The sequence below is a fragment of the Paenibacillus sp. JGP012 genome (genome assembly GCF_014203995.1).
Taxonomy (GTDB): domain Bacteria; phylum Bacillota; class Bacilli; order Paenibacillales; family Paenibacillaceae; genus Paenibacillus; species Paenibacillus silvae.
Genome location: NZ_JACHKG010000017.1, coordinates 38,952 through 60,685, shown reverse-complemented (window position 1 = coordinate 60,685; position 21,734 = coordinate 38,952). Strand labels below are relative to the sequence as shown.

Annotated in this window: 23 protein-coding genes; 17 read left to right on the top strand and 6 right to left on the bottom strand. The window is 46.6% G+C overall.

Annotated elements, in window-relative coordinates; all coding sequences use genetic code 11:
• Positions 1-73 precede the first annotated feature (73 nt).
• Entirely contained in the window at positions 74-868 is a 795-nt protein-coding gene (locus HNR77_RS19375; protein WP_184187867.1) for a hypothetical protein, read from the bottom strand.
• A gap of 213 nt (positions 869-1,081) precedes the next feature.
• Between HNR77_RS19375 and HNR77_RS19370 the strand changes: the two genes are divergently transcribed.
• The 5 genes from HNR77_RS19370 to HNR77_RS19350 all read left to right on the top strand — a co-directional run bounded on the left by HNR77_RS19370 (position 1,082) and on the right by HNR77_RS19350 (position 8,276).
• The gene (locus tag HNR77_RS19370; protein ID WP_184187864.1) at positions 1,082-3,034 is read left to right on the top strand and encodes an AraC family transcriptional regulator; all 1,953 of its coding nucleotides are present in this window, start codon (positions 1,082-1,084) and stop codon (positions 3,032-3,034) included.
• Between the two features lie 185 nt (positions 3,035-3,219).
• On the top strand, positions 3,220-5,193 hold the full coding sequence (locus HNR77_RS19365) for an AraC family transcriptional regulator (protein WP_184187861.1): 1,974 nt from the start codon (positions 3,220-3,222) through the stop codon (positions 5,191-5,193).
• A gap of 147 nt (positions 5,194-5,340) precedes the next feature.
• A complete protein-coding gene (locus tag HNR77_RS19360) occupies positions 5,341-6,378 on the top strand; it encodes an NAD(P)/FAD-dependent oxidoreductase (RefSeq protein ID WP_184187858.1) in 1,038 nt (345 codons plus the stop codon).
• A gap of 230 nt (positions 6,379-6,608) precedes the next feature.
• On the top strand, positions 6,609-7,259 hold the full coding sequence (locus HNR77_RS19355) for a hypothetical protein (protein ID WP_260410685.1): 651 nt from the start codon (positions 6,609-6,611) through the stop codon (positions 7,257-7,259).
• Positions 7,260-7,799: 540 nt separating this feature from the next.
• Positions 7,800-8,276, top strand: coding sequence for a hypothetical protein (locus tag HNR77_RS19350; RefSeq protein ID WP_110895246.1), 477 nt, complete (start codon positions 7,800-7,802; stop codon positions 8,274-8,276).
• A gap of 133 nt (positions 8,277-8,409) precedes the next feature.
• On the opposite strand, the gene HNR77_RS19345 is transcribed toward HNR77_RS19350, so the two are convergent.
• Positions 8,410-9,009 (bottom strand): thymidine kinase, encoded by a 600-nt coding sequence (locus HNR77_RS19345; protein WP_110895245.1) that lies wholly within the window; start codon positions 9,007-9,009, stop codon positions 8,410-8,412.
• A gap of 177 nt (positions 9,010-9,186) precedes the next feature.
• Here HNR77_RS19345 and HNR77_RS19340 point away from each other — a divergent pair, with 177 nt between their 5' ends.
• Positions 9,187-9,399: a hypothetical protein gene (locus tag HNR77_RS19340; protein ID WP_184187855.1), complete on the top strand. Its 213-nt coding sequence runs from the start codon at positions 9,187-9,189 to the stop codon at positions 9,397-9,399.
• A 36-nt stretch (positions 9,400-9,435) separates the two neighbouring features.
• Here the strand turns inward: HNR77_RS19340 and HNR77_RS19335 are convergent, their stop codons facing one another.
• Both HNR77_RS19335 and HNR77_RS19330 read right to left on the bottom strand, forming a co-directional pair.
• Positions 9,436-9,783: a potassium channel family protein gene (locus HNR77_RS19335; RefSeq protein WP_184187852.1), complete on the bottom strand. Its 348-nt coding sequence runs from the start codon at positions 9,781-9,783 to the stop codon at positions 9,436-9,438.
• A 53-nt stretch (positions 9,784-9,836) separates the two neighbouring features.
• Entirely contained in the window at positions 9,837-10,154 is a 318-nt protein-coding gene (locus HNR77_RS19330) for a DUF2627 domain-containing protein (RefSeq protein WP_184187849.1), read from the bottom strand.
• Positions 10,155-10,388: 234 nt separating this feature from the next.
• On the opposite strand from HNR77_RS19330, the gene lpdA reads away from it, so the two are divergent.
• The 5 genes from lpdA to lipB all read left to right on the top strand — a co-directional run bounded on the left by lpdA (position 10,389) and on the right by lipB (position 16,358).
• The gene (gene lpdA / locus HNR77_RS19325; protein WP_184187846.1) at positions 10,389-11,813 is read left to right on the top strand and encodes a dihydrolipoyl dehydrogenase; all 1,425 of its coding nucleotides are present in this window, start codon (positions 10,389-10,391) and stop codon (positions 11,811-11,813) included.
• 138 nt (positions 11,814-11,951) lie between these two features.
• On the top strand, positions 11,952-12,980 hold the full coding sequence (locus tag HNR77_RS19320; RefSeq protein WP_184187844.1) for a thiamine pyrophosphate-dependent dehydrogenase E1 component subunit alpha: 1,029 nt from the start codon (positions 11,952-11,954) through the stop codon (positions 12,978-12,980).
• A gap of 2 nt (positions 12,981-12,982) precedes the next feature.
• Positions 12,983-13,969, top strand: a complete 987-nt coding sequence (locus tag HNR77_RS19315; protein WP_184187841.1) for an alpha-ketoacid dehydrogenase subunit beta — start codon at positions 12,983-12,985, stop codon at positions 13,967-13,969.
• 79 nt (positions 13,970-14,048) lie between these two features.
• The gene (locus HNR77_RS19310) at positions 14,049-15,533 is read left to right on the top strand and encodes a dihydrolipoamide acetyltransferase family protein (RefSeq protein ID WP_184187838.1); all 1,485 of its coding nucleotides are present in this window, start codon (positions 14,049-14,051) and stop codon (positions 15,531-15,533) included.
• A gap of 117 nt (positions 15,534-15,650) precedes the next feature.
• Positions 15,651-16,358 carry a lipoyl(octanoyl) transferase LipB gene (lipB, locus tag HNR77_RS19305; RefSeq protein WP_397367151.1) on the top strand — a complete coding sequence of 236 codons (708 nt, stop codon included), beginning with the start codon at positions 15,651-15,653 and terminating at the stop codon, positions 16,356-16,358.
• Positions 16,359-16,395: 37 nt separating this feature from the next.
• On the opposite strand, the gene prli42 is transcribed toward lipB, so the two are convergent.
• Positions 16,396-16,497, bottom strand: a complete 102-nt coding sequence (gene prli42 / locus HNR77_RS19300; protein WP_090922458.1) for a stressosome-associated protein Prli42 — start codon at positions 16,495-16,497, stop codon at positions 16,396-16,398.
• A gap of 80 nt (positions 16,498-16,577) precedes the next feature.
• On the opposite strand from prli42, the gene HNR77_RS19295 reads away from it, so the two are divergent.
• Positions 16,578-17,708, top strand: coding sequence for a M20/M25/M40 family metallo-hydrolase (locus HNR77_RS19295; RefSeq protein ID WP_184187836.1), 1,131 nt, complete (start codon positions 16,578-16,580; stop codon positions 17,706-17,708).
• 109 nt (positions 17,709-17,817) lie between these two features.
• Here the strand turns inward: HNR77_RS19295 and HNR77_RS19290 are convergent, their stop codons facing one another.
• Positions 17,818-17,955: a Z-ring formation inhibitor MciZ gene (locus tag HNR77_RS19290; protein ID WP_184187833.1), complete on the bottom strand. Its 138-nt coding sequence runs from the start codon at positions 17,953-17,955 to the stop codon at positions 17,818-17,820.
• Positions 17,956-18,139: 184 nt separating this feature from the next.
• On the opposite strand from HNR77_RS19290, the gene HNR77_RS19285 reads away from it, so the two are divergent.
• The 5 genes from HNR77_RS19285 to HNR77_RS19265 all read left to right on the top strand — a co-directional run bounded on the left by HNR77_RS19285 (position 18,140) and on the right by HNR77_RS19265 (position 21,685).
• Positions 18,140-18,733, top strand: a complete 594-nt coding sequence (locus HNR77_RS19285; protein ID WP_184187831.1) for an NUDIX domain-containing protein — start codon at positions 18,140-18,142, stop codon at positions 18,731-18,733.
• A 3-nt stretch (positions 18,734-18,736) separates the two neighbouring features.
• The gene (locus HNR77_RS19280; protein ID WP_184187829.1) at positions 18,737-19,954 is read left to right on the top strand and encodes an endonuclease Q family protein; all 1,218 of its coding nucleotides are present in this window, start codon (positions 18,737-18,739) and stop codon (positions 19,952-19,954) included.
• Between the two features lie 122 nt (positions 19,955-20,076).
• Positions 20,077-20,706, top strand: coding sequence for a stage II sporulation protein M (spoIIM, locus tag HNR77_RS19275; RefSeq protein WP_145403903.1), 630 nt, complete (start codon positions 20,077-20,079; stop codon positions 20,704-20,706).
• Positions 20,707-20,814: 108 nt separating this feature from the next.
• A complete protein-coding gene (gene fur, locus HNR77_RS19270) occupies positions 20,815-21,282 on the top strand; it encodes a ferric iron uptake transcriptional regulator (protein ID WP_090922447.1) in 468 nt (155 codons plus the stop codon).
• A gap of 160 nt (positions 21,283-21,442) precedes the next feature.
• Positions 21,443-21,685, top strand: coding sequence for a DUF4227 family protein (locus HNR77_RS19265; protein ID WP_184187827.1), 243 nt, complete (start codon positions 21,443-21,445; stop codon positions 21,683-21,685).
• Positions 21,686-21,734: the final 49 nt, after the last annotated feature.

The window sequence follows — 21,734 nt, the reverse complement described above, 5'->3', positions numbered from 1 at the left end:
TAAGCCTCAGTGCCATAAACCGCTAACTTTAAGGTTAGCGGCATGGGATGAGATATGTATACATATAAGAGGATTATATCTGGATATCTATAGAAGATGAAGAACTACCTGTTTCTTTCGCTTGGGATTTAACCGTATTTTGAATTATCGAAGGATTAGGATCTGATTGATCATCTTTTAAACGAGCTCCTTTAAGTTCTACTCTGTTTTGTTCCTCACTTGAATTATTTCCCTTGAAATGAGGCTGTTTTGAAGCAATGGAGGCAGTTTCATTAATTTCTTTAGTTAATTCTCCAATTTTATGGTCCACTTTGTTCAGCTGAGTATGTATATCCTGAACCATCTCTCTTTTCATTTTGAATACAGTCGCTTCAGCATTTTCTAACATCATGGACTTTCCAGGATCATTCCCCGTATCGTTATCTAATACAATCCGATCAAACCTTGTCTCCCCTTCTAAGGTATGAATTGAGCCTTGCATTCGGTCGCGTAAGCCTACCATCTTCCCTAAATGATTATAAGTTTGGCTGTGTTTAATAATAGGTTCCATCGCAGATTGTTCAGTATCGTTAGTTAATTGTGATTCTTGTTTCTTATGTGATTCAGGTTGTTTTATTTTGTTTTTTTCTTGTAATTCGTCTGCTTTGATTTGCGCAATTTGAGTGTCAATCTGTGAAATTGAGTTTGTTAACGACTTAATTCGTTCAGCTTTAATTTTACTATCAAGTTGATCATTTGATCGGACACTTTGCATCTCTTCATTAAGTCTCATTTTTTGCTTCATAAGCCCTTGGATTTCCTTATCTCTACTGGAAACTTGTGTGGATGAATTAATTTTACTTGGTGATGTAGAAGATATTGAATTCATTGTGGAGTGCTCCTTTTAATAAAATGAATAGATTAATAATATTATCGGATGTTATGAGAAGTAAGTGAAGAGAACAGCGATTCGTGAGCCATAATTGCCAAGCCATAAGTTATATCGATTTGTATTGCGAACCTTAACATAATAACTGATAATGGTTATCAATAACGAGGGGGAGTAAAGCCTTAATCTATTAAAAGGAGAAGAGTTATCATAATGTGGAATGAATATTACACACTCTGGAATTATGCTGCGGTGAATATAGCTGATATCCGTTATATGGAATTTGGAGCATATGAAGAGATGAAATATAAGTTTCCGTCACATACCTTTATTCTCACCTTTCATGGTGATGCTGATGTGACAATTGACAACGAAACTTACGAAGTCAGTCACTTTTATGTTCTCCATGGGGGAAAGGGGAGTAAGCTAGTTATTCAAGCCGGAGAAGCCGGGTTACGCTTATATTACTTGATGTATAAGGCCGAACTGCCTAGAGGAGGGAAAAACTATCTGGAAAAGTTAATGGAGCGTTCCAATCCGTTTCAGATGAATTTTGGTTTTTCCCCAGATAGGCCAACCATGTTATATGAGCATTTGAAACAGATGCACTTTTTGTGGGATTCCAAAAAACCCGTTCAACATTTTCAGGCCAAGAGTTTGTTCTATTTCTTTGTGCAGCAAATCGCCTCACAGATTTCTCTTGCATCCAATCCCGATCTGAGTGCTAAAGCACAGGTTGACAAAATCATCAAAATTATAGAATCTTCCTACGCGCAGCCACTTACACTTCATACTTTGGCTGAAATGATAAACACCAGTCCGAGAAGCTTGTCACGTAAGTTTAAGCAGTCGGTTGGCAGCAGTCCCATCGATTATCTTATTCAGTTTCGTTTGTTCAAAGCCAAAGAGATGCTGTTGCAAACCGACGCCACACTCGATGAGATTGCAGCAGGCATTGGTTACCCTGATGGATATTATTTAGGACGAATGTTCAAAAAACATACGGGTCTTTCTCCTCTGCAATTTAAAGAAAAAACCTCTGCTCCCTTACATTGGCCTGATTTGACATCGGGTGTGGCGCGAAGTGATATTTCCAGAGGTGGAAGCAGGAAGTATGTTTATAGTAATGATGATAATCATTATCACTATAAACATGGAGGGTTAATTCATATGAACAGACAGACTAGAACGGGAATGATGCTTAGTATTCTGCTCAGCCTCACATTACTGCTAAGTGCATGCTCGGCAGGTGTATCCAGTAGTACGGGTGGGGATAAATCTGGAAGCAATAGTTCCACCAACAACGTAACAGCGGAAAATCAAAACCAGCCATCGAAAGTGCGTACAATCTCGACGGTGAAGGGAAGTATTACAATTCCGGATGAGCCTAAACGGATCGTGGTTGACTTGTATTTGGGAAGCCTCATCGCCCTGGGAATCAAGCCAGTGGGTACACCCGAGTTGAACCTCAAGAATCCTTATTTTATTGACTCGCTAGAAGGTGTTCAAAATATTGGGGAATATGAAACGATTTCTCTTGAGAAAGTGTTAGAACTTGAACCGGATTTGATTGTGACAGGTAATCCTGATCTATACGACTCATTTAGCAAAATAGCGCCAACCCTTGTTATTCCTTATGGTGAATTTAAAGACACTCACGAAGAGGTTGCCTACTTCGGTGAAGTGCTGAATAAAGAAAAAGAATCCAAAGCCTGGTTAGCCAATTATGATGCAAGAATTGCAGATGCCAAGAAGCGTGTCGGTGAAGCGCTTGATGCATCCGCCGAGGTCTCGGTTATGCAGTTCGATGAGAAAGCACCAATGGCTTTTGGTGATAATTTTGGTCGTGGAGGTCAGGCAGTTTATAGTGCACTTGGTTTGAATCCTCCTGCAGATAAAAAAGAGATTTTAATGAAAGACCAGTTGGTTGAAGTTTCATCAGAAGCGATTCCGGAATTCGTCGGAGACTATATTATTTTGACAGCAGATAATCTGACCCTTGAAGACTTGAAAACCAAAGCAGTCTGGAGTTCACTGGATGCAGTTAAGAACGATCGAGTCTTTATATGGAGCAAGGATCGTTCATGGTACTTTGACCCTATTGCTACATTAGATCAAACAGAGGAACTGGCTGCGTGGTTTACGAAGATTTCGAGAAAAAAGTAAACGGTAAGATTACTTGCTGAGAAGGCATCCAATTCCACTCAAAATTTCAGTTGATAATGAAAATTATTATCACTTATAATTGATAGACTATAGTGCACCTCTGCTAGGCATATGTCTTATCGATTTTTGGCAGAATGATGACCATTTAAGGTCTTTAGGGTGAGGCCGGGATTGGAGAGTATTTGATGCAATTAGACGAACAGATGAAATGCTGGAATCAAGCCGCAGTTAAGGTTCTGGATATCCGTCGAATCGTTATGGGGAGAGGAGCACAACTGAGTTCCTATTCACTTCCGGCAAATGGATTTATATATACGATTCGGGGATCTGCTCAACTTCAATTAGATGGACAAGCACATCAGGCGGAGCGATTTTACATGCTTCATGGAGCGAAAGGATCTTTACTGGATATCCAAGCCAATGCAGATTTTGAATATATTCTGCTTTACTACAGGGCATTCCTTGCCTTTCCACGTTTTCGAAAAAAAATGTTATTGGCACAGCCTGAGGTTGCACCATTCTCCTTGCAGTATGGATTTACTCCGAGTAGTCCACTGAGGCTGTTACGATATCTTAGTGAGATGGAGAAAGCATGGGCGCAGTCAACCCATTTAGATCTGCTTCATACTAAAAGTTTGTTTTATCAGTTCATTCATGAGTTGATGGTTCAACTGTCTGCACAGGAGGTTCAAACAGAACTTGCGGACCCGGTAAAACAAACCATTCGTTACATCCAGAATCATTACAGAGAACAGGTTACACTTGATTTGCTTGCAGAGCAATTTAATTATAGCTCTCGTCATTTATCGATGCGATTCAAAAGAAAGACGGGTTATAGTCCCATCGATTATTTAATTCAGACACGAATTGGCAAGGCTCGGGATTTACTTGTGCGCTCTGATGCAAAGCTCGGCGATATCGCAGCAGAGGTTGGTTATTCGGACGTGTACTACTTCAGCCGTATTTTCAAGAAACATGTAGGGGTGTCTCCAAGCCTTTATCAAAAGAAAATGAGGCATGAGGGGCAAGCTGAAGATCGTGCATTGCATTTATCCGGATCGTCCATTGGCTGGACCTTGAAGTCGAGATATATTGATTATGATAATCATTATCAATATAAAGACGGAGGGTCTACACCAATGAAAAGTAAAAAAACGAGCGCCAGCATGATCATGATTGCATTGTTAAGTTTAACGATGCTCCTTGCGGCCTGTTCTTCGGGGACAGCTGCTACTCGATCAGCCGGTGAAAGCACGGGTACGAATTCGAACAGCAGCAATCAGGCAGTAACCTCAGAGACGGGAAGTCAAGTAAACAAAGATAATGAAACACGCACTGTCTCGACAATAAAAGGTGATGTTATTGTTCCAGCTAATCCAAAACGGGTTGTTGTGCTGTATCTTCAGGGTGATGTGGTTGCACTTGGAGTTAAGCCCATCGCAACATCAGATGTATACGACGGGGCTGCTTACAAGAGTGAGCTTGAAGGTGTGAATTCACTGGGTACCTGGTTCGAACCGAACCCTGAAGCGGTCATTGACCTTAATCCAGACCTGATTATTGTCCCGTCGGAAGAAACATATAACATTTTGAAAAATATCGCACCTACGGTGTATATTCCATATGAGAAAATGACAACAGAAGAACGGCTCCACGGCATAGCCAGCATCTTTGGTAAAGAAAAGGAAGCTGAAGTCTTGATTAATGACCTTAACAGCAAAGTGGAGGAGAGTAAGAAAACTCTTGCAGATGCAGGGATATTGGACAAGACCATTTCCATTATTGAAGGTGGTTTGAAAGGTATGGTCGTTGTGGAGAGTAAGCAATTTGGTCGGGGTTCTCAGGCAGTCTATGAGTATCTGGAAATGAAAGCTCCTAAAGTAGTGCAAGACAAAATCGATGTAGTATCAGAAGCTGCTGGTTCTACAATCTCGATGGAAGTTCTTCCGGAATACGTAGGTGACTATCTGTTTCGCTCTGTTTATGATGGGGCAGACAATCTAACAGATAACCCTATATGGAGCAGCATTCCGGCAGTAAAAGAAGGTCGTCTGATCGAGATTGATTTTGATTTCTTTTATTATTCAGACATCTATTCCATCAATAAACAACTCGATTTTGTCGTAGATAAACTTTTGTCTGCCCCAAGAGCACGCTAAATGAAGAGGAAATCTTATACGTAAGGTTATTCAGGAGGCAAAAATGATATAGCCATTGTAATTTCAAACGATTTCCATTAAACTTAAACGATAATGAGAATCAATATCATAATCGATGATAGTCGAATGGATGGAGGTCCTATAAAGATGAATCAGGATTTGGAGCTTTATGATGTAACCATCATCGGAGGCGGCCCGGCGGGCATGTACTCTGCTTTTTATAGCGGTATGCGTGATATGAAGACTAAACTGATTGAGGCGAGAGACAGACTTGGGGGACGTATGCTTTTTTACCCGGAAAAGATGATTTGGGACGTTGGCGGAGTGACCCCGATCCTGTGTGAAGATTTGATCAAGCAGCTCGAACAGCAGGCCCGAACCTTCGATCCAACTTTGGTATTTGAACAACAGATTGAAGGATTTGAGCGGCTGGATGACGGTACGATTCTGCTCACAGCTGCAAGTGGGGAACAACACTGGACACGCACGGTTATTCTTGCTATCGGATATGGTATTTATAAAATGGCGAAGCTTGAGCTTGAAGGAGCAGATCGCTACGAGGTATCGAACTTGCATTACACTGTGCAGGAACTGGAGCCTTTCCGCGGTAAACGTGTGCTCATCTCTGGTGGTGGAGATTCAGCGGTGGATTGGGCTAATGAGCTGGAGAGCCTTGCCGAGCAAGTAACGGTTGTACATCGCCGTGATCATTTTGGCGGGTTGGAACGCAATGTACTGCGTATGAAAGAATCATCAGTGGACGTGCGGACACCTTATGCGATTGATAAGCTGCACAGCTTGAGCGGGGAAATGATCGAACATGTAACCATCACCCATATGGAAAACGGACAGACAGAGATGCTTGAAGTCGATGCGGTCATCGTTAATCATGGCATGAAGAGTGATTTTGGTCCGATTCGTGATTGGGGATTGGATTTGGGCGAATGGCATGTCAGCACAACCGAGAGACTTCAAACCAATATCCCGGGTGTTTTTGCAGCAGGAGATTTCGTAGATTATGGCAGTAAATTATATCTGATTGCGGGAACGTTTACGGATGCTGCTCTGGCAGTAAATAGCGCGAAATTGTACATGGACCCGGCTGCGGAGAAGGTTGCTTACGTCTCTTCACATAACAGCCGGTTCAAAGAGAAAAACAAAGCACTCGGTGTGGTAGAAGAATAATTTATCACTTTCACTCAGAATTGGACTTCATAATACGGATAACCTCGGGAATTTCCCGAGGTTATTTTTTTGCCTGCTGCGGGTATGAAGAAAATAAGACTGCACAAAATAGAAGGGGGCTTGATCCATTTGAAGAACACCTCCAAACAAACTATAATCAAAATCGATAACTCAATAAAATCAGATTCAATAACAGGTTTTTACGAACCGACAAGAGTGGAGTGCAGCATATGAAAAAAAATTCACCTTCAACGCGAAATGTCACTTTCATTCAGCGCATGTTTAATCGAATAAACAAGAAACGAATCAAGTGGTCTGAAATCTATCTTGCCGCAGCCGGAGCGCTTCACCGTTTATTGGTAGAGGGGCGCCGTAAACGGGTAGCCGCGAGAAGACAACAGCAGGACCTGCCTCTTAGTGTATTAACTTCAATGAAGCTCGAGCCGGGGGACATCGTATATACGCCAAGCTCGGAGTCAACCTATTATGCTGGACATATGGGTATTATTGGTCTGGATGGGAAGGTGTATCATGTGCACCCTTATGGACCTGTTTTTGCAGATACACTGGACTGGTACCTCACCCGCTTCTATGAAGGAGACCGTTTTATCGTATTTCGCTCCAGGCTTCGTCAAGTTGGAGATCGGGCAGCGGAATGGGTAGAGGATCATTATCAGCTGGTAAAGTATTATCGTTTGCAAACGGATCTTCTGAGCATTGAACGAAACTATTGTTCTAAATTTATATACCAGGCGTACAAGTTCACGTCGGGGTTGGATCTGTGGGGACGCAGATTTTCCAAAATCAGGCAGGGTTTCATCTATCCTTTTCGGATTGAGCGTTCGGCAGATCTGGATGTGCTGGGCACATTTTATAAATAAAAAACAAGCCAAAAAATCGACTAGTCACCTGTTTCTCTTTTGTGAAAGAGAGAGGTAGCTGTCGTTTTTTTTTAATATGTACTGAGATTAAAACAGGAAAAACAGCAAAAACGTCGAATAAATTATGAGATAGACACGCACAACTTGGAATCGTATACATAATAGGTGGCGCGATTTACAGGCCAAGGATGAGAAGCGACTACAAGGCTGGCGAACAGAAAAGAGTGAGGCGAATATGCATTGGCGGAGCTTCTTACGAAGGTTTAAACGGCAGCAAAACGTAGTGAAGCTATCGGACCACATTCCAAAAAAGGAAAGGAGGTACTACTGTTCCATTTGCAAGAAACATGTGAATCACATATTGCATTACGCTGCTCCGCAGGGAAATGTTACAGGTGTATGCAGTTCCTGTAAGTCTTTGGCGGACGAAAGGGGCATGTTCCCCATTTAATAAGAAGAAATGCGCTCAGGAAACAATATTATTTTGATTTATGCGCGTTTTTGTAGTACATTAGCAAATGTATTCGAAGGAGGATTCTAATGTACTCAGGAAGACAAGACGATACTTTATACATCATGACCTACACTTTAAACAGCGGTATCAAGGGTACGGTTCCACTGTCTAACAAGCAGATTATTGAATGGCTCGATTGTTATAGAAATGAGAAGCGCTTCGTGACGGAGATCGGTAAAGAGTTTTTTGGATTAAATGCAGGACTGGTTGCAGACTTCAAAGTTCAAAATCATCTATCCGATTATCAGCAGACGATTATGCCTACGCAGCAGCAGGATAACCTAGATCGTTTGTCCAGTGCTTATAAATCAACCGAGATATTGATGAAGATTGATTGTAAATGTGGCACGGCTTACGTGACGGAATCCCCTTACAAGCGTACAAAATGGTATTGCACAAAATGCAAAGAAATTGTATTTCTGGATGCCAAAAAAGGAATGGTTGAAACGTCGCGAGGAGACGCTTATTACATGACCAACAAGTATTTTGTTTCCCGGGATTAGCGGGAATTGATTTTGGAGCATCGCCTATGCGATGCTTTTTTTATTCGTGATGTGGATGCTTCGTACTGCTGATCTAAAAATAGTACTTCACATTGCACATCTTCAGTATAAACAAAAAAGCCCAACAGGGCTTTTAAGAAGGACACTCGACTTTGTGAGGTGGAATAAAGCAGCAGCGACAGCGGGGTTCATAGGCTTCCGAATCGCCAATCATGACAACTGGACCCAATGTGACAGGTTCTCCGTTGACAATACGCTGTGTGAACGCTGCATCCGGGCTGCCGCAAACAGCACAGAATGCTGATAATTTTTCAATATCATCCGCCATGGCCAGCAGCCCGCCGATATATCCGAATTCTTTGCCGCGGTAATCCATATTCAGTCCATCCACGATAACATGTTTGCCGCAGTAGGCCAGCTCGGAAACGAGCTCCATAATGGCACTGCTGAAAAATTGTACCTCATCAAAGGCAACCACATCGGCATCTATGGTCTGCTTCAGAATCGTCTCTATGGATTCCGGCGTCAGCTGCCGGGGAATGGAATGGGCGGGCAGTCTGTAGCCAATCCGGCTTACGATCTCGTCCTGAGCGAAACGATCATCCTCGGCTGGTTTGTAGGCAACGACCTTTTTACGGCCAAATTGAATAAGCTTCTGACAACGGCGAATAAGTTCACCGGATTTTTCGCTGAACATGGGTCCAGTAATAACGGTTATACGTCCAGTTTGCACGGTGCTGCTACCCCTCTCGCATACGGAATTCAAAAAAAGCGACCATTACAGATTACCACATCTGCTTTGGAAAGAGCCAGAACTAAAATGGAGCAGTTTGTGTTACGATATGGTTTGTTGCGATATTGGTCACGGCAGACGCAGAGTTAATATAGTTTTTGAAAAGAGGTGTTACCCATGAACGAAGTTTTGAATTCGCTGAAGCAGCGTTACAAGGAGCTGCAGGGACAGGGCAAGCTGGATGAGGCTGCACAGACTCTGTTTGCTGAGTTGATGGCAGAGGCAGAGAAATTGCAGGCAAGCAACTTGACGCTGCGCAGAACCATTCTGAAGTCCTCCTCCAAGGAGTCACGCATGTCTACCAAGCTCCGAGATGCTTTATACGAGTGAGGGATACAGTTCAGTTAATGCAAGAGAGTGAGTAGTCTACTCTTCCTCCTGTTCTGATTTCATTCTGCGAGGGAACAAAATACCGGCTGTAATTCTGGCAATCATGGCAAAGGTGAGACCGATGCCGGCAAACATATAAATGACAGTAAAGGCTTTGCCCAATCCCGTGGAAGGCACGAAGCTTGGATGACCCACGGTTGTTAATGTAACGGCACAAAAGTAAAGAGCGTCAATCCAGTGAAGTCCTTCCACACGTGTGTAGAACAAGGTGCCTGATAACAAAGTTGCCGCCGCTAAAACGAACAAAGCCAGAAATTTGGGGTCTTTGAATGCATAGAATATGCCTTTAAGCAGGCGTTTTAATGTCAGTACGAACGAAACCATAATCAACCTTCCGATCTGTATGTAAAATGAAAAGAAACAAAAAAAGCCCGGAATCAGGTAGTGCTTCCGGGTGTTTCGACCTGTTCAGGCTGCTTTTTCGAGCGAAAACGAGGACCTACATAATTGCGTTTACGGTCGCGAAACAAAATCCAGCCGCCGAGAAAACTCATGCCTGCTGCAAACAGGACGAGCCCACCTAAGAAAGAGAGCCACTGGAAGCCGGGAGAGATCAAGTCATTCCCATGCTCAGCGTAATACAGAAACAGGGCATCTTTCATCATGAGGAAACCTTTCATGGCCATCAAGCCAGGGATGACGAGTACAATAATTGCGAGAAATCGCGCAAAGACTATTTTTGTATTCATGAGCATTATACCCTTTCTGCCAGAGTAGACATAATATAAAGGTTACGCTTACAGAGAATTCCTGTTTATATCATAGCTTGGAATGCACAAGCTGTCCATGCGAGATTGCACAAACTTTGAGTTGACTGCGCAAGGAGAGTACAATGAGATGTAGAGGGCATGCCATTGTTTGGGATGCAAGCACACCTATTTATTATTTTTATGAAACCAAAAAATGAATGTATAGAGGAGAACGTAGAGATGCCAATACCATGTGATGTTGCTGTACTGGGTGGAGGAACGGGAGGATATGTTGCTGCAATCCGTGCCGCACAGCTGGGCAAGAAGGTTGTTATTATCGAGAAGGACAAGCTGGGTGGAACCTGCCTGCACCGTGGCTGCATTCCAAGCAAGGCTCTGCTGAAAAGTGCGGAGATGTACGCCGAGATTCAGGACAGCGAGAGCTACGGAATTGAGACGACGGGAGCAACGCTTGTATTTCCCAAAGTACAGGCACGCAAGGATGCCATTGTTGAGCAGCTGCACAAGGGTGTTCAGTATTTGATGAAAAAAAATAAAATCGAGGTTGTACATGCCAAGGGGCGTGTCATCGGACCTTCCATCTTCTCGCCGCAGAGCGGTGCAGTAGCGGTGGAGTTCGAGGATGGCGAGATGGATACAGTCGTTCCAACCAATCTGATCATTGCTACGGGATCACGTCCACGTGTACTGCCTGGGCTTGAGCCGGATGGAAGATATATTATGAGCAGTGATGAGGCGCTTCGCATGGACGAGCTGCCTGCTTCAATCATTATTGTAGGTGGCGGTGTGATCGGGCTGGAATGGGCGTCGATGCTGAATGATTTTGGCGTGAGTGTGACAGTGGTTGAGGCGGCTGAGCATGTGCTTCCGGCAGAGGATGAGGAAATAGCGAGAGAAATGCAGCGTTTGCTTGGCAAACGGGGTGTTCGTTTTCTAACGGGTGCGAAATTACTGGCAGACAGTTATCGTGTAGAGAATCAGAGCGTGCATGTGGATGTGCAGCTTGCAGGAGATGACCTGGAGACGCTGACTGCTGAAAAAATGCTGGTGTCCATTGGACGTCAGGCAAACGTTGAAAATATTGGACTGGAGAATACAGATATCAAAGTAGAGCGCGGCTTCATTGCAGTGAACCAGCATCTGCAGACGGGTGAAGGTCACATCTATGCAATTGGCGATTGTATCGGCGGATTGCAGCTGGCGCATGCGGCAAGCCATGAGGGCATACTCGCCGTTAATCATCTTGCTGGTGAGCATGTGCATGCAGTTGAGGCGCATCGGATTCCGCGCTGTGTGTACACAAGGCCAGAAGCGGCAAGCATTGGTTTTACGGAGAAGGAAGCCAAAGCACGCGGCCATGAGATCAAAACGGGCAAGTTTCCTTTTCAGGCGATCGGCAAATCACTCATTCATGGAAGCCGTGACGGCTTTGTGAAGGTCATTGCAGACGCTGAAACGAATGATATATTGGGCGTACATATGGTTGGCACCCATGTAACAGAGCTGATTGCAGAAGCCTCACTGGCCCAGATGCTGGATGCTACTCCATGGGAGGTCGGACAGACCATTCACCCGCACCCTTCGCTCTCTGAAATTATGGGCGAGGCCATGCTGGCCGTGGATGGAAAAGCAATTGGCATGTAAGCCGGACAGGCTTATGAGAAAGGTTCTTTCCTTTTTTGGGCAAAAGGGATTATAATAAGGTTAAGCCAAGTCTTAGTACCAGGTTATAAGATCGGGTAGTAAGGCTGAACAGGCTCTGACTAAAAGGAGGTACCTCATATGAGTTCACAAGGTACTGCAGATGCGGTCCATCGCCATGAACAGCTTGGACTTAGCGATGGTGAAGTATTGGATATGTACAAATACATGCTGCTTGCACGCAAGTTTGACGAGCGCTGCTTGCTCTTGCAGCGGGCCGGCAAAATTAACTTTCACGTATCCGGTGTAGGTCAGGAGGCTGCGCAGGTTGGCGCGGCATTTGGTCTGGACCGGGATCACGATTACTTTTTACCTTATTACCGTGACTACGGCTTCGTTCTGGCTGTAGGCATGACGCCGCGTGAGCTGATGCTGTCTGCATTCGCGAAGGCGGAAGATCCGAACAGTGGCGGACGGCAGATGCCAGGTCACTTCGGACATAAAAAGCTGCGGATCGTTACGGGCTCCAGCCCGGTTACAACGCAGGTTCCTCATGCTGTTGGATTTGCTCTGGCTGCCAAAATGCAGAAGAAAGAATTTGTATCCTTTGTTACCTTTGGTGAAGGCTCAAGCAACCAGGGGGATTTTCACGAAGGGGCCAACTTTGCAGGTGTACACAAGCTGCCTGTAATCATCATGTGTGAGAACAATCAATATGCGATCTCCGTTCCGCTGCATAAACAGCTCAGCGGTAAGGTGTCGGACCGTGCACTCGGTTACGGCTTCCCTGGCCTGCGGGTAGATGGCAACGATGCTCTTGAGGTGTACGCGGCCGTGAAGGAAGCACGTCAGCGTGCCATTGCGGGCGAAGGGCCAACACTCATTGAAGCAATGATGTATCGCCTGTCTCCTCACTCCACTTCAGACAATGATCTGGCTTACCGGACCAAAGAAGAAGTTGAGGAGAACTGGAAGAAAGACGGAGTGCTTCGGATGAAAAATTATTTGATTGATTGCGGCATCTGGGATGAAGCCCGGGATGCGGATCTGGCTTCACAGCTTGCGCTGGAAATGAAGGAAGCAACTGAATATGCAGACAATGCGCCATATCCGAAACCTGAGGACACGCTGACGCATGTCTATGCGGACAGCGAAGAAGGGGGACGGTAATCATGGCTATGATGGAATATATTGATGCAATTCGTCTCGCAATGAAGGAAGAGATGGAACGCGACGAGAATGTGTTTGTGCTTGGTGAGGATGTCGGGGTAAAAGGCGGCGTGTTCACGACGACGAAAGGGCTGCAGGATCAATTTGGCGAGATGCGTGTCATGGATACACCGCTGTCCGAATCAGCCATTGCGGGTGTTGCGATCGGTGCAGCGATGTATGGCATGAAGCCTATTGCCGAGATGCAATATTCAGACTTTATGCTGCCGGCAACAAACCAGATTATTAGTGAAGCGGCCAAAATTCGTTACCGCTCCAACAACGACTGGAGCTGTCCAATCGTGATTCGGGCACCGATCGGCGGCGGCATCTTCGGCGGGCTGTATCATTCCCAATGTCCGGAATCCATATTTTTCGGTACGCCGGGTCTGAAGATTATTGCTCCATATTCGGCGTATGACGCCAAAGGGCTGCTGAAAGCGGCTGTCCGCGACCCGGATCCTGTACTCTTTTTTGAAAACAAAAAATGTTACAAGCTCATCAAGGAAGATGTTCCTGAGGATGATTACATCGTTCCGATCGGTAAAGCCAACGTGCTTCGTGAAGGTGCGGATATTACGGTCATCGGGTACAGTCAACCACTGCACTTTGTCATGCAGGCTGCCGAGGAGCTGGAGCGTGAAGAGGGTATTACCTCTCATGTACTTGATCTGCGCACGCTGCAGCCGCTTGACCGTGAAGCGATTATTGCTTCTGCCAGATTGACAGGCAAGGTGCTGATCGTACATGAGGATAACAAAACCGGCGGTGTAGGTGCAGAGGTTGCGGCTATTATCAGTGAGGAATGTCTGTTTGATCTGGATGCGCCTATTCAGCGTCTGTGTGGTCCGGATGTACCGGCCATGCCAATCAGCCCGACGATGGAGAAATTTTTCATGCTGAGCAAGGATAAAGCCAAAGCAGCTATGCGTGAACTTGCCCAATACTGATTAGAGAAGATATCTTAACAACTACTGATGGAATGTAATTCCATTTATAGTTAAAAGTAAAGTTTGGAGTGATAAATCAATGGCTGAACGTATGAAATGGATCGACGTCATCATGCCGCAGCTGGCAGAATCGCTGGTTTCGGCAACCATAGCCAAATGGTTGAAAAAACCGGGTGAACCTGTGGAGCAGTATGAGCCGATCTGTGAAGTCATTACCGATAAAGTAAATGCCGAGATTCCATCTACAGTAGACGGAATCATGGGTGATCTGTTGGTAGAAGAAGGAACGACGATTGCTGTAGGTGAAGCGATCTGCCGTATGCAGGTGGCTGCTTCAGATGAAGATGCAGCGCAGCAGGCAGTACCGGCCTCATCGGAAGAGGAGCCGGTTCAGCAAGATCGGATGCAGCATCATTCAGGTCAGGCTCCTGCCGCTGGTACGAACGCTCCTGCTTATGATCCGAATCAGCCGATGCGCAATCGTTATTCACCTGCGGTGCAGTCTCTGGCGGCAGAGCATGGGTTGAACCTGCAGCATATTCAGGGAACAGGTGCAGGCGGACGGATTACACGCAAGGACGTGCTGGCATTTGTTGCACAAGGCGGTCAAGCAAGTGCAGCATCAGCGACTGTGCAAAGCGCTGCCTCGGTTAATTCATCCGCACAGTCAGCGACAGCATCTCCTTTCAGCGGGATTAGTCGGGATTCCGGCTTGAGTACTGGCTCTGCAGCTGGTTCTGCGAATCAAGACGCTCATCAGACGCTTCCTGCATCCGATGCTGGCATTCCGGTGCGTCATTCCGGCATTCATCTGACAGAAAGCCCTAAAATTCCGCAGATTGAAGTGGAAGGCGGCGGACAAGGAAGATCGGAATATTTCATTGATGTTACCCCTGTGCGCAACGCGATTGCTCGCAATATGCGTCAAAGTGTATCCGAAATTCCTCATGCCTGGACGATGATTGAAGTGGATGTAACGAACCTGGTCATGCTGCGCAACAAGCTGAAGGATGAGTTCAAACGAAAAGAAGGTATTAACCTGACCTATCTTTCTTTTATGATGAAGGGTGTCGTCAATGCAATTAAAGATTACCCGATCATGAACTCGGTGTGGGCGGTTGACAAAATTATTGTGAAGCGCGATATCAACCTGTCTATGGCTGTGGGTACAGAGGACTCTGTACTTACACCGGTAATCAAACATGCGGATCAGCGCAACATTGCAGGACTTGCTCGCGAGATTGATGATCTGGCTCGCAAGACCCGTGAAGGCACGCTCAAGCTGGATCATATGCAGGGCGGGACGTTTACGGTGAACAATACAGGTTCATTCGGTTCGATTCTTTCCCAGCCAATTATCAACTATCCGCAGGCGGCAATCCTTACTTTTGAGTCCATTGTGAAAAAACCGGTAGTTATCAACGATATGATCGCTGTACGCTCGATGGCTAACCTGTGTCTTTCTCTGGATCACCGTATTCTGGATGGGGTAATCTGTGGCCGGTTCTTGCAGCGTGTCAAGGAGAACCTGGAAGGCTACAACATGGAGACGAAAGTTTACTAAGTGTATAATATAAATGACGGGAAAGTGTATGTGCCTCAGGCCGTGCACTTTTCTGACTGTCTACAGACGGGTTTATCTTCATATATTAATCAATGAGGCAGAAGGATGTGGGGAATGATGGGCAAATTGCTGAATGTGGCATACATACCGATGCTGGATTATGAAGAGGCATGGAATCTTCAGAAATCTATCGTGCAGCAGCTGGACGCAGGCGACGGCCCTGAACAGCTGCTGCTGTTGCAGCATCCGCCAACCTATACAATCGGTTCACAGAATCATCCCGAGCATCTGCTGTGGAGCGAAGAGGAGCTGAAGGCTCAAGGGATCTCCTTGTTTCAAATTGATCGGGGCGGGGATATTACTTATCATGGGCCCGGGCAGCTGGTAGGATATCCTCTATTGGTGCTAGGCAGGGATGAGGAGCTGGATCTGCACGGTTATCTGCGCAGGCTGGAGCAGGTGATGATCGATTATCTTGCGGATCAGGGTGTTGAATCCGGGCGTAAAGAGGGGTATACGGGTGTGTGGATTGGTGATCTGAAAATCGCGGCCATCGGCATCAAGTTTAATCGATGCAAGCACAGACGCGGTTTTGTAACGAGTCACGGTTTTGCCTTCAACATTACTTCGGGCATTCAGCATGCCGGGTTTCAAGGAATTATTCCATGCGGGATCGAACAGTATGGTGTCACCTCACTGGAGGATATTACGGGCAAGACCTATGCGGTAGAGCAGGTGGCGAGAGATATTATTCCTTATTTTCAACGTATATTTCCGTATAAGATGGCTTGGAGCACAGAAGAAGAAGCCCTCCAGCGTCTGTAGACAGAACGTTAGAAGGGCTTAGGTCAGGTGAGTGTGATTATCCAAACAGCAGCGGCTCCAGCGCGATGAACAGGGTGGAGCCAACCATAGCGGCCAGCATGAGATAGATCACAATTTTGAACCATTTCTTATTTTGCATGAAGAGAGAACTCCTTTCAGACCTTTTAAACAAGCATAGTAACATTATTGTACCGTATCTACGATAGGGAGGAAAGTCTAATGATTAATGAACAGCGTGTCATTCAGCAGTTTATGGAACTGGTGCAGACAGATAGCGAAACCAAACATGAGCAAAACATATCCAAGGTATTAAAGGAACAATTCGCAAGCCTCGGCCTGCACGTCTATGAGGACGATACGATGAACCAGACGGGTCACGGTGCGGGCAACCTGATCGTTACGATGGAGGCTGCGGGTGTGGAAGGTGTTGATCCCGTCTTCTTCACATGCCATATGGACACCGTAACCCCTGGACAAGGCATCAAACCGGAGCTGGGTCAGGACGGCTGGATTCGCAGTGACGGCACAACGATTCTCGGGGCGGATGATAAAGCTGGTATCGCAGCTTTGTTTGAGGCGATTCGGGTCATTCAGGAAAATAACATTCCGCACGGAAAAATCCAGTTTGTGATTACCGTTGGCGAGGAATCTGCTCTTGCGGGTGCACGTGCGATGAATCCCAAGGACATTGATGCTGCATTTGGTTATGCGCTTGACTCCAACGGTGCGGTAGGCACAATCTGTGTAGCGGCACCGGCCAGAGCCGAAATTTTGATGAACATCTATGGCAAGTCAGCACATGCTGGCGTGAATCCAGAAGATGGCATCAGTGCAATTCAGGTTGCAGCCAAAGCAATTGCGGCGATGAAGCTTGGACGCATTGATGATGAGACTACGGCGAATATCGGACGCTTCCAGGGCGGCTCCGCGCTGAATGTTGTATGTGATTTTGTTCAGATTGAGGCGGAAGCACGCAGCATTGTGCAGGAGAAGATTGAACAGCAGGTGGCCGAAATGCGTGAAGCGCTGGAGACGACCTGCCGCAAATATGGGGCTACGGCAGAGTTCCGCAGTGAAATCAAATATCCTGCATTTGGCTTCCATGACGATCATGAAGTGGTGCAACTTGCACAGCGGGCGATCCGAAGCCTTGGCCTTGAAACGAGCACATTTGCCTCCGGCGGGGGCAGTGACGCCAACGTTTTCAATGGATTCGGCATTCCAACAGTGAACCTTGCGGTAGGATATGAAGATATTCATACAACCAAAGAGCGCATTCGTGCTGAGGATCTCGTGAAGCTGTCCCGGGTGGTAGTGGCGATTGTACAGGAAACGGCTGCCGGGAAGTAAGGTTCATGTAATCACAGCGCTGGTTGCTGGTTGAAAAAGAAAAAGAAAAAGAAAATGAAAGTCCGAATTCGGTTCAGACCGAGTTCGGACTTTTTGAACAATGACAGGACTAGCTCCTGCGCCCAGCCAGCATGTCGACTAGTTTGGTGTCAGGGCCCCATTCGCGCATCCACTGTCTAAGAATAAGCTGGACTTGTCTGGCTTGTCCAACCACATGTGCCGTTTGAGGTGTGAGATAACTTTTCATAAAAATCGTCCCCCTTGTGACTAACCATTCGTTTGCTTTAAGAAAAGCACAGTTAGTTTCTTATAGGCTCACCATATGCCCAAAAACAATGATTTATACATCTCAGTTCAATTGAACGAATTTTTTACACAATCATCTTTGTTCAATCGAACTCACAACCAATAGAAACGGAGCTGAAGTACACATGAAATCCAGAACATCTGCTGAAACAATCTATGCCAAGCAGCCGGCGAATCCGAAGCTTGATGAATTGACGATTTCAACACAGCCGATCTTTGAGGGAAAAGTGATTTCACTTCAAGTCGATACGGTCAAGCTGCCCAACGGGCAGACAGCAACCCGGGAGATCATCAAACACCCGGGAGCGGTAGCGGTGCTGGCACTAAAGGGTGACCGCATGCTGGTTGTGGATCAATACCGTCAGGCGATGGGACGTACCGAGGTGGAAATTCCTGCAGGCAAGCTGGACCCTGGAGAGCAGCCAGAGATTGCAGCCGCACGTGAGCTGAAGGAAGAGACGGGATATACAGCCCGATCGCTGCGCCATTTGCGTTCCTTTTACACCTCACCGGGCTTTGCAGACGAGATTATTCATCTGTACATCGCCGAAGAGCTGGAAGCCGGAGGTATGGCACTGGACGAGGACGAGTTCCTTGAAGTATCGGAGATTACACTGGAGGAAGCCTACAAGCTGATGGATGAAAACCGGATTAGTGATGCCAAGACGATGATGGCCGTGTATGCGTGGGATATTTACAGAACGACAGGACGGTTTTAAAGAATGGCAAAGGACACGGGAACAACGGCGCTGTGGCAGCCCTGTTATGCAGACCTGCACATCCACATCGGGCGTACTTCCCGCGGTGAAGCAGTTAAAATCAGCGGCAGCCGTGATCTGACCTTCGAGAACATTGCCCGGGAGGCAGCACATCGCAAAGGCATTCAATTGCTGGGTGTCATTGATTGTCATTCACCTGTGGTGCAGCGAGATATTGAAGAGCTATTGGAGAATGGTACGATGTCCGAGATTGAGGGCGGGGGCATCGCTTATCAGGATACAACGATTCTGCTTGGTACAGAGATTGAGCTGCGCGAGCCTGAAATGCGTGAATTTCATATGCTGGCCTACTTTCGTGACCTGAGCACGATGAAGTCCTTTACCGCCTGGATGACACGATATATGAAAAATGTAAACCTTAGCTCCCAGCGGGTCTACGTGCCTGCCATGGAGATGCAAGCGGAGATCAAGGCACGCGGCGGGCTTATTGTACCCGCTCATGTGTTCACACCGCACAAAGGCATATACGGCAGTACAGCTTCTCGTATGAAAGAAGTGCTGGATACCCGTCTTGTGGATGCGATTGAGCTGGGACTCAGCTCGGATTCGTCCATGGCCAGTTACATTCGGGAACTGGATCAGGTGCCCTTCCTGACCAACTCGGATGCACATTCCCTGGGGAAGATCGGACGGGAGTACAATGAGCTGCAGCTTGCTAATGCTTCCTTTGATGAATTTGCTAAGGCACTTCAAGGTAAAGAAGGAAGACGTATTGCTGCCAATTACGGCTTGAATCCGAGACTTGGGAAGTATCATCGGACATATTGTGCAGCATGCGGCAGCGTTATGGACGAGAAAGATCTGTCAGCAGAACGGTGTCCGCTGTGCGGCAGCCAGAAGCTGGTTCAAGGAGTGCTTGACCGGATTCTGGCTATTGCAGACCGGGAGCAGCCGGAGCTTCCCCCAGGAAGACCACCTTATCACTATCAGGTTCCACTCGAGTTCATTCCGGGGCTTGGAAAAGCCAAGCTGCGTCAGCTGCTGGATCGTTTTGGCACAGAGATGGCAGTATTGCATCGTACGGACGAAGCACAGCTGGCTGAGGTGGTTGGTCCGGTGCTCGCAGAGCTGATTGTTGCTGCCCGGGAAGGGAAGTTAGTGCTGTCCTCCGGAGGCGGCGGTACGTATGGCAAAGTTGCAACAAATGTACAGAAGGATTAGAGCATTATCACACGGACAAGATGTCATACAGGCGAGTCCCGGTTCATAAGCTGAATTATAAGGATGATGAGATCGTAGCGAATCCTTGCAGCAGCATTATCGGAAAGGGGACTCGTACCTGAATGCGTTCTTCCTATTTTACGTTTAAAGGACAAACCTCGTTATATGTATTCGTCGCTGTATTGTTTCTGGTCGGTGTTATCTTTGGCGCATTGATGGTCAACGCCCTGTCCCTGGAGCAGCGGCAGGATCTTGAAGGATATTTGGGCAACTTCTTCATGACTGTGCAGCATAGCTCTCAAGGCGTGGATACCGGAACCTACTGGGATATTGCCATGCTTCATCTGAAATGGGTCGGGCTGATCTTTATTCTTGGCTTGTCCGTTGTCGGCCTACCAGGCATACTGGTGCTCGATTTTTTGAAAGGGGTGCTGATTGGTTTTACGGTAGGTTACCTCGTGGGACAGTATTCATGGAAAGGGTTGCTGTTCGCGCTTGTGTCGGTGGCACCGCATAATCTGTTTGTCATTCCGATTCTGCTTATCTGCAGTGTGGCTGCCATGACATTCTCGTTATATATCATTCGTAATCGGGTACTAATGCATCGTGCACCAAGTCGCCAAAGGCCGTTTGCTTCCTACGTTATTTTGACAGTGGTCATGGCGGTGCTGCTGCTTGGCGTTGCGTCTTTTGAAACGTGGGTTACGCCTGCAATGATGCGCTGGGTGACTCCGATGCTGCTTCCCGTTTAGGTTGTTCTGCAATGGTCTAAAATGTTGACTTTAATATTGAACTCCCCCTATAATGAAAAGAGTGGGTTAAGTTGCAGTGTGCAGTGATTTCCTAGGGGGAGGGAGAAAATGGAAGCACGGATCGATAAAATTAAGCAGCAACTACAGTCCCAAGGTTATAAATTAACGCCCCAGCGGGAAGCCACCGTCAGAGTCCTTTTGGAGAATGAAGAAGATCATCTGAGCGCAGAGGACGTATTCATGCTCGTTAAAGAAAAGGCTCCCGAAATCGGTCTGGCAACCGTGTACCGTACCCTCGAACTGCTGAGTGAGCTGCATGTTGTAGAGAAAATCAACTTCGGCGACGGTGTAGCGCGTTATGATCTGCGCGGAGATACATCCAAGCATCACCATCATCACTTAATCTGCGTGCAATGCGGAAGTATGGATGAAATACGTGAGGACTGGCTTGGACCGCTTGAAGAACGACTGGAGCGGGAATTTAACTTTTCGGTTGTAGATCACCGATTGGACTTTCATGGAATTTGTTATCGTTGCAAAGCTAAAAATGAACAAAAGCCCAAAGATGAAGAATAACATAGCCTATCTTCGAGCTCTCACCGGCGGTTTTGACGGGGGAGCTTTTTTGGTCCCGTACCTCGTGTGAGGTCCTCCTCACCCAGGTATAATCCTCTGTGTAAGGACATACCCTGTTTCAAGGGCCATACTGGACTTGAACACGGAAGGGGACATTTCGATGATAATATCTGTACGGAGAGGGCTCCGTTTTATACGTTTTATTATATTTTTCGTAGCGCTTGTATATTTGTTCTATCACGTGCTTGATCTGTTTAACGGCTGGATCTCACCTGTGGATCAGTATCAGATTCCAACCGGCAACGCGGTCAAGGTATTTCAGGAAACGGATTGGTCAGGCATTGGAGAAGCACGTCCTACGATGGCCGAGCGACTCCGTCTCTTCTATTGGTACGGGGAATAGCTGTCAGTCAGCATATGAAGAGCTGTGCGGCAGCCAGGGATGCAAATAC